The 7,085-nt window shown below is 61.5% G+C and carries 7 protein-coding genes; 4 read left to right on the top strand and 3 right to left on the bottom strand.

Annotated elements, in window-relative coordinates:
* Positions 1-764: sensor domain-containing protein (locus WAN02_RS16795; RefSeq protein ID WP_422265349.1), on the bottom strand; the 764-nt coding region annotated here is incomplete at its 3' end.
* A 394-nt stretch (positions 765-1,158) separates the two neighbouring features.
* Here WAN02_RS16795 and WAN02_RS16790 point away from each other — a divergent pair.
* The 3 genes from WAN02_RS16790 to WAN02_RS16780 are packed head-to-tail and all read left to right on the top strand — an operon-like array spanning position 1,159 to position 3,598.
* The gene (locus tag WAN02_RS16790) at positions 1,159-1,968 is read left to right on the top strand and encodes an acyl-CoA thioesterase domain-containing protein (RefSeq protein WP_422265347.1); all 810 of its coding nucleotides are present in this window, start codon (positions 1,159-1,161) and stop codon (positions 1,966-1,968) included.
* 29 nt (positions 1,969-1,997) lie between these two features.
* The gene (locus WAN02_RS16785; RefSeq protein ID WP_422265346.1) at positions 1,998-2,474 is read left to right on the top strand and encodes a VOC family protein; all 477 of its coding nucleotides are present in this window, start codon (positions 1,998-2,000) and stop codon (positions 2,472-2,474) included.
* Positions 2,475-2,476: 2 nt separating this feature from the next.
* Positions 2,477-3,598, top strand: a complete 1,122-nt coding sequence (locus WAN02_RS16780) for a hypothetical protein (RefSeq protein WP_422265345.1) — start codon at positions 2,477-2,479, stop codon at positions 3,596-3,598.
* 17 nt (positions 3,599-3,615) lie between these two features.
* Here the strand turns inward: WAN02_RS16780 and WAN02_RS16775 are convergent, their stop codons facing one another.
* A complete protein-coding gene (locus WAN02_RS16775; RefSeq protein ID WP_422265344.1) occupies positions 3,616-4,008 on the bottom strand; it encodes a DUF1801 domain-containing protein in 393 nt (130 codons plus the stop codon).
* A gap of 152 nt (positions 4,009-4,160) precedes the next feature.
* On the opposite strand from WAN02_RS16775, the gene WAN02_RS16770 reads away from it, so the two are divergent.
* Complete coding sequence (locus WAN02_RS16770; RefSeq protein WP_422265343.1) at positions 4,161-5,636, top strand: FAD-dependent oxidoreductase; 1,476 nt, start codon at positions 4,161-4,163, stop codon at positions 5,634-5,636.
* Positions 5,637-5,795: 159 nt separating this feature from the next.
* Here the strand turns inward: WAN02_RS16770 and WAN02_RS16765 are convergent, their stop codons facing one another.
* On the bottom strand, positions 5,796-7,076 hold the full coding sequence (locus tag WAN02_RS16765; RefSeq protein WP_422265348.1) for an amidohydrolase family protein: 1,281 nt from the start codon (positions 7,074-7,076) through the stop codon (positions 5,796-5,798).
* Positions 7,077-7,085: the final 9 nt, after the last annotated feature.

Here is a 7,085-nt window from a genome sequence, read left to right as displayed (position 1 = left end):
TCCACGATTACGGATTTGATCTTGTTCGGCGCGAGAAAACCTGCAGGTGCCGGGGGAGCGGGCTTGTCCGGAGGCGGTATCCGGGCACTGATCTGATCGACGGCAGCCCCGGCAGCGGAGGCCCCGTTGGCCCACGCGCACATCGCTGCCTCGACTATGACGTTGTTCTTGACGCGTGCCTGGTGGTCGCAGCGCCAGCCGAGTGGTTGGTTCTTGTCGGTGAACTGCAGGGCGCCGAATGTCACCGCATCGCCGTTAAACGGACCCGGGGCCAGGATTTTCCAGGTCGCGGGGTTGTTTTTAGCTGCGATCGTGTCGGAATTGCAATGGCCCAGTGTCGCGTACGCCTTGTGGAAGATTTCGCTGGCTTTGTCGGACGTTTCGAAAGTGGCGAAGTTCTGCGAAAACATCCCGGTCAGGCTGTCATCTTTCGATGCCTGATTTCGGATTGACCGGTAAGCAGTGAATTCTCCGTCGCCAAGGGCGTCCTTGGTAATTCCCATCGTCAGGGCACAATCCGGTTTGCTGTAGTCGCTCGCGGACGCGGTGGGCGAATCGAACTGTGACCTATCGCCCAGAGACAGGCCGACAATCTCGTTGACGTCCTCATTGGACAAAACCAACGTCTTGAGGCTGTTGGCGGGCAACGGTTTTGGCGGCGAAGCGGAAGTGGCCGGCGCCGCGTCCGGAGCGTGAGTCTTTGACGTCTTCTGCGCCTGCATCGGAAACCATGACGGCGTGTGGCTGCCGCACGCCTCGACCATCAACACCGTTGCCGCGGTGCAGCTCGCTACCAGAATGCGGCGCCGCTGGCGGTGCGTCATCAGGTAAGGTCCTCTCGTTTATTCCAGGAGCAGGGATCAGGCTGATGTTAGCGTGCCGGACGATTGGGCCTGTACGGGTATGCAGAGGCTCGCAGTTGACCAATGTAAACGCCACGGCGAAAGCGAAATTCGTTGATTCGGCAAAGTCGGTTGAGGTATCCAGCATTTTGCCGATGACCAGCGTGCATGTGGAATTAATCGTCGAAGGAGGAGCGGTGATTGGGCATCGGAGCCGACGTTATGCTTGTCGCTCATGCACGAGCCCCGGGGGTCTAGCCGTGATGGCGCTGTCGGTTGTGGTGTTACCTAGCTCTGACGATGAGGCGGTGTTCCCGTGAAACCGGCACTTTTCACGCTGACTGGAAGCGGCGAATTCGAACCGACCCACTTCGCGGGTAGCCACTGGGGCGACGATCATCTCAATGGGCCGGCCGTCGTGGGCTTGGCGGCGCGGACGCTCGAACTCCACTACGGATCGCCCGATTTCATGCCGACGCGGTTGACTGTCGATTTGTTTCGGGCTGCACGCGATGTTTCGACCGTCGTGACGTTCCGTGTCGTGCGTGACGGCAGGAGGGTACGCAGCGCCGAGTGCGACCTGGTCCAACAGGGGCGGTTGGTCGCACGGGCAACCCTGCTGCAGTACCGGCGGTCGATGCCGCCCCCGGGCCGACTGTGGAGCGTGCCGACGACGACGATTCCCTTCCCGCCACGGTCGGACGACGGGGTGCAGACGGCGGTAGACAGCGACGCGGGTGACTGGAGTCGGTCACCGGGAGATCATCAGAATGATTCGCGAAAGCGCTTCTACAACAGCGCTGTTGACGTAGTGGCGGGGGAGCCTAACTCGCAGTTCGTTCGGGCGGTGATGGTTGCCGAGGCAACCAGTCTGGTGACCAACCTCGGCACGCACGGGGTCGGCTACATAAACGGCGACCTGACAGTTGGATTGGCGCGGTTGCCCGTTGGGGATTGGATCGGTGTACAGGGCGATTCCCATTGGGCGGCGGACGGCGTCGCCGTCGGCACGGCCACCCTTTTCGATCGGTCGGGCGCGTTCGGATCCGGGATGACCACCGCGGTCGCCAATCCGGTAGCCCAAATCGATTTTGCCAATGACCCGTTCCCGTTGCGGATACCTTAGGAGTCGCCGCTCACTCGTTGGAGGTTGAAATGGCCCGTCCGCGGATAGTTTTCAACCATGTCGGATTGTGCGTCGCCGACACCGCGCGATCGCGCCGTTTCTACGAAGGTCTGCTGGGTTTCACGTACTGGTGGGAACTCGAGCCGCCCGACGAGGGGACCGGTCAACTGCTGCAGTTGAACGAGCCGATCGGCTTGCACGCGACGTATTTGGTTCGCGACGGCCTGGTGCTGGAGTTGCTGTCCTACTCGCAGCGCGTTCTGAGTGCCGGGTCGGGTCGGGTGATGGACCAGCTCGGGCTTACCCATCTGTCGCTATCAGTGTCGGACCTTGGGGAGCTACTCGGCGCAGTGGAGAGTTTTGGCGGATCGATCGTCGAGGGCACTGTGACTGACCAGTCGGCAATGGTCCGCGACCCAGACGGTCAGCTGCTCGAACTGCTTGCGGACGCCTGGCTCGCTGTGCTACCGCCGCGCCCGGGCGGCGGTACGGGTGCAACGATCTAGGCATGACGCCCGCTACTGATCCAGTCGACGCCGACCCGGATCCACATATCGTGCTGGGAATCATCGGCGATCCGGGTGCCGCCTTTTCGCTGGCCCGCGAGCTCGCCGATACCGAGTTGAATTGCGAGCTCGACCACCGGTTACCGGGTGCCCGATGGTGCGTCGAGGTCATGGAGCACCGCCTGGTGCAGCCTCCGGCGACCGACGCCGAGATCGTGAAAGCCGCGCGGAAAATGTTGCTCGAAAAGGGTTGGGACGTCGTGATCTGCCTTACCGACCTCCCGTTGCATGTCGAACAACGGCCGGTGGTCGCCCACGCGAATCCGGTGCGCAACGTGGCGATCGTGTCGGTGCCCGCATTGGGGGCAAGGGGGGGACGCCATCACATCCGCGAGACGATCGTGCGCCTGCTTGTACGGCTGATCGCCGGGTCTACTGAGCTGCATCACACCAAGGGTGACGAGGGCCGCCGGTCGTCGAGGCGGCTTACGGTGCAGCGGGTCCGGGAACTGGGCAGCGACCCGGCTGACGAAGCCTTTCTGTACACCGCGCGAGTGCTGACTGGCAATCTCACGTTGATCAGCGGGATGGTGGCGGCCAACGAGCCGTGGAAGTTGTCATTGCGATTGTCGCGCGCGCTGACGGGTGCCGTCGCCGCCGGAGTGTTCGGCTTGGTGACCGCCGATATCTGGCGACTGGCCGACGCCTTTGGCTTGCTCCGTCTCGGCGGCACGGCGCTCGTGTCAGTTAGCGCGACCGTCCTGACCTTGATCGTCGGCGCTGAACTGTGGGAGCCCATGGTTGGTCGCGCCGTGCGCAAGCAGGTGATTCTGTTCAACATTGTCACCGTGATTACCGTGCTGATCGGCGTGACTGTGCTGTATGCGGCGCTCTATGTGTTAGCGCTGGGCGCGTCCTTCTGGTTCGTGATGCCGCAAATCTGGAGGGACCAGGTCGGGCATCCGGCTACTTTGCGTGATTACTTTGAATTGGCTTGGCTGATCTCGTCGTTGGCGATGATCGGTGGCGCATTGGGTGCGGCGCTGGAATCCGACGACGCGGTGCGAGAGGCGGCCTACGTCCAGCATCCCGACGACGAGGACGAGATCGAGAACGCAGCCTGACGCTGACGGGTTGCTTTCTAGGAGCTGTTCAGCGCGACGGCGGCCCGGATGAGGGCCTTCAGCGCTTTTTCGTCGATCTTGTCGTCTTCGTGAATGTCGATGGCCCGCCTGATATTTCCATCCAGGCTGGAGTTGAAGAGACTCGACGGGTCATCGAGTGACGCGCCCTTGGCGAAAGTCAGCTTGACGGCATTCTTGTAAGTCTCGCCGGTGCAGATCATTCCGGCGTGATACCACACCGGTACGCCACGCCACTTCCACTCCTCGACTATGTCCGGGTCGGCTTCTTTGATCAGTTTTCTGATACGAGCCAGCGTCTCGCCGCGCCAGTCACCGAGCTCTTTAATTCGGGCATCAATCAGCCGTGCGGGGGATTCCCGGTCTTTTTGGCCGCTTTTGGCTTTCGTCATGGCTTTATCGCTCTCGTCCGGCTGTCGTCCATCCGTCACTTCAGTATGGCCGGTGAGGAAAGTTAAGTAGTCGATTACTCAAGGCGTCGTCGCGGCACCGACACACAATCGAATTCCTGCAAGGAGGGGGCGCTGCGACGAAAGGGGCGCCGATGCCCGCAATGCAACCAGTTCAGGTTGAGGGGTCTGCGCTGGTAGAAACATGTGACGTCTGCATTGTGGGCGCCGGCTTGGCCGGACTCAACGCCCTGTTCGTCGCGAGCCAATACCTCGCTCGCGACCAGAAGGTCATCCTCATCGACCGTCGGCGACGCGTTGGCGGCATGTGGGTCGACACCTATCCGTACGTGCGACTGCACCAACCGCACGGAATGTTCACCGCGGGCAATATCAAGTGGACTCTCGGCGAGAAGCGGTCCTACTTGGCGACGAAGGGCGAAGTTCTCGACCACTTCGCCTACTGCCTCGAGGTGATCAAACAGCGGGTACGGGTCGACGAGCTATTCGGCTGGGAATTCCAGTCCGACCAAGAGCTCGACGGCAAGGTGCGAATCAACTGCCGATCGCTGGATGGCAAGCAGGTTGTGGTCGAGGCCAAACACCTCATCAAGGCCTACGGCTTCCGCGTGACGCCCAACGACCCGCTCGAATTCTCCAGTGCCCGTGTTGAATCGGTGTCTCCCGACTCCTGTGATATGCGCTGCGGCGAGATACGGGCCAGCGATGCCCCGGTGTGGATCGTGGGTGGCGGTAAGACCGCGATGGATACCGCCCACGCGCTCATCACGGAATGTCCGGGCCGGGAGGTGAACCTGATCGCAGGATCGGGTACCTACTTCCTCAGCCGCGATCGGTTGCTTCCGGTCGGGGCCCGGCGGTGGCTGAGCGGCACCCCCGTGAGCAATATCGCCAGGGAGTCGGCCCGTCGCTTCGACGGAAGCAACGAGCAAGAAGTTGCAAGCTGGCTTCGAGGCCAGTACGGCGTGTGGTCGACTCCCGAGACCGGCAACCTCCTGTTTGGTGTGCTGTCCGAGTCGGAGAACGCGACGATTAGCGTGGGCCTGAACGACGTGATCATGGATTATCTCGTCGACGTTGTCGATCGTGGCGCCGCGACGGAGTTGGTGTTCCGCAGCGGGGCTACCAAGGCGATCACACCGGGCAGCTGGTTGGTCAACTGCACCGGATACGTCCTGAAAACCGACTGCCCATACGAGCCCTACGTCTCAGCTGGCGGGGCGACGGTTTCAATTCAAGCACGCTCCGCCACATTGCATTTGACATCGTTGATGGGTTATTTCCTAACGCACCTGCTGTTTCTGGGCAAGATCAGGGACGTGCCACTGTATGAGCTCGACGCGCACGATATTCGAAGCAAGGCGCGGGCGGCGACGCCGTATGCGCTCCTTTCGCTTGTACAGCACAACACCAGCCTGATCACCGACGTCGTTCCCACCAAGGTCTTTCTCGACTGCGGTCTCAACTTGGATCGCTGGTACCCGTTGCCGCGCCGCATGATTGCCACGGCGGGGTTCATGCGCGCACATCGGCGCGAACGCGAGCACTGCCAGCGTGCGCTTGACACGCTGCGCGAACGGTTTGACATCCGATGCGGACCGGTGATCTGACTTAGGACTGTGCGGGTGCTGAGATCAGAATCGCTCCGCAGATTAGCCCGGCGCCAGGGATTCCGTAATGAGTTGGACGAGACCGTCGCGATCATCGCAGTGAAGCCGGTTCCTTCGCCGGTGGGTCGGGTCGCTGCGAACTGAAACGAGCCGTGGTCCTTACCTGTTGAACTTGGTTGCTTCGGCGAGAGCGTTCGTCGCGCGTTCGCCCGTCTGATGCCGGCTCAGCGCATGGATGGACACATCGTGGCCTTGCGCGGTCTGCCGTAGTGCGCCCACGGTCGCCTGTTCTCTGGACATGTGACCAAACGGCTCGAATGAGTACCAGCGCAGGGCGTTTTCGTATGTCATCTTGTCGATGTCGCTATCCGACGCATTCTGGCGGGACAACACATCCCAGAGCTGCTCGGGCGCTTCGGGCCACATCGAATCGCTGTGTGGGTAGTCCGCTTCCCATGCGATGTTGTCGATACCGATTTCGTGCCGCAATTCGACCCCGACCTGGTCGCTGATGAAACACGTCAAGAAGTGCTCGCGGAACACTTCGCTGGGCAGTTTGCCGCCGAAATCTTGATGCGTCCACCCGGAATGCATGTCGAAGGTGCGATCGGCCCGTTCCAGGAAATAGGGGATCCAGCCCGTGCCACCCTCGCTCAAGCCGATCTTGAGATCCGGGTACTTCTTGATCGGAGCCGACCACAACAGATCAGCCGCGGCCTGCACGATGTTCATCGGCTGCAAGGTGATCATCACGTCCATCGGGGCGTCCGGTGCGGTAATGGCCAGCCGACCTGAGGAACCGATGTGCACGTTCATCACCGTGTCGGTGTCGACCAGCGCAGTCCACATCGGAGTCCAGTAGTCATCGTGAAAGCTGGGGTAGCCCATGGTGGCCGGGTTCTCGGTGAAGGTCAGCGCATGTACGCCACGATTGGCGTTGCGCCGAATCTCGGCCGCACACGCTTCCGCGTCCCAGATCGCCGGCAAACACATCGGGATGAATCGTGCCGGGTAAGCGCCGCACCACTCCTCGACGTGCCAGTCGTTGTAGGCGCGCAACAACGCGAGGCTGAACTCGGGATCCTCGGTAACGAACAACCGCCCGGCGAACCCCGGAAACGTCGGAAAACAAATCGACGCGAAGATCCCGCCCGCGTTCATGTCTTTGATCCGCTCATCGACCTGCCAGCATCCCGGCCGGATCTCATCGAGGCCTTGGGGTTCAAGCCCGTACTCTTCCTTAGGCCGGCCCGCCACAGCATTGAGCGCGACATTGGGGATCACCACGTCGCGGAATTGCCAGGTATCGCTGCCGTCCGGGTTGTGCACCAACCTCGGCGCTTCGTCGGCGTATTTCTTCGGCAGGTGGTTTTTGAACATGTCCGGCGGTTCGACGATGTGATCGTCGACGCTGATCAGGATCATGTCGTCTTTGTTCATAATCCGCTG

The sequence above is a fragment of the Mycobacterium sp. genome, assembly GCF_049281135.1.
Taxonomy (GTDB): Bacteria; Actinomycetota; Actinomycetes; order Mycobacteriales; family Mycobacteriaceae; genus Mycobacterium.
This window is presented reverse-complemented; position numbering and strand designations above follow the sequence as displayed.

What these genes read in the sequence shown, in the direction of transcription:
- WAN02_RS16770 (WP_422265343.1), top strand. Translation starts at nt 4,161, where the DNA reads ATGCCCGCAATGCAACCAGTTCAGGTTGAGGGGTCTGCGCTGGTAGAA.
- WAN02_RS16780 (WP_422265345.1), top strand. Translation starts at nt 2,477, where the DNA reads ATGACGCCCGCTACTGATCCAGTCGACGCCGACCCGGATCCACATATC.
- WAN02_RS16785 (WP_422265346.1), top strand. Translation starts at nt 1,998, where the DNA reads ATGGCCCGTCCGCGGATAGTTTTCAACCATGTCGGATTGTGCGTCGCC.
- WAN02_RS16775 (WP_422265344.1), bottom strand. Translation starts at nt 4,008, where the DNA reads ATGACGAAAGCCAAAAGCGGCCAAAAAGACCGGGAATCCCCCGCACGG.
- WAN02_RS16765 (WP_422265348.1), bottom strand. Translation starts at nt 7,076, where the DNA reads ATGAACAAAGACGACATGATCCTGATCAGCGTCGACGATCACATCGTC.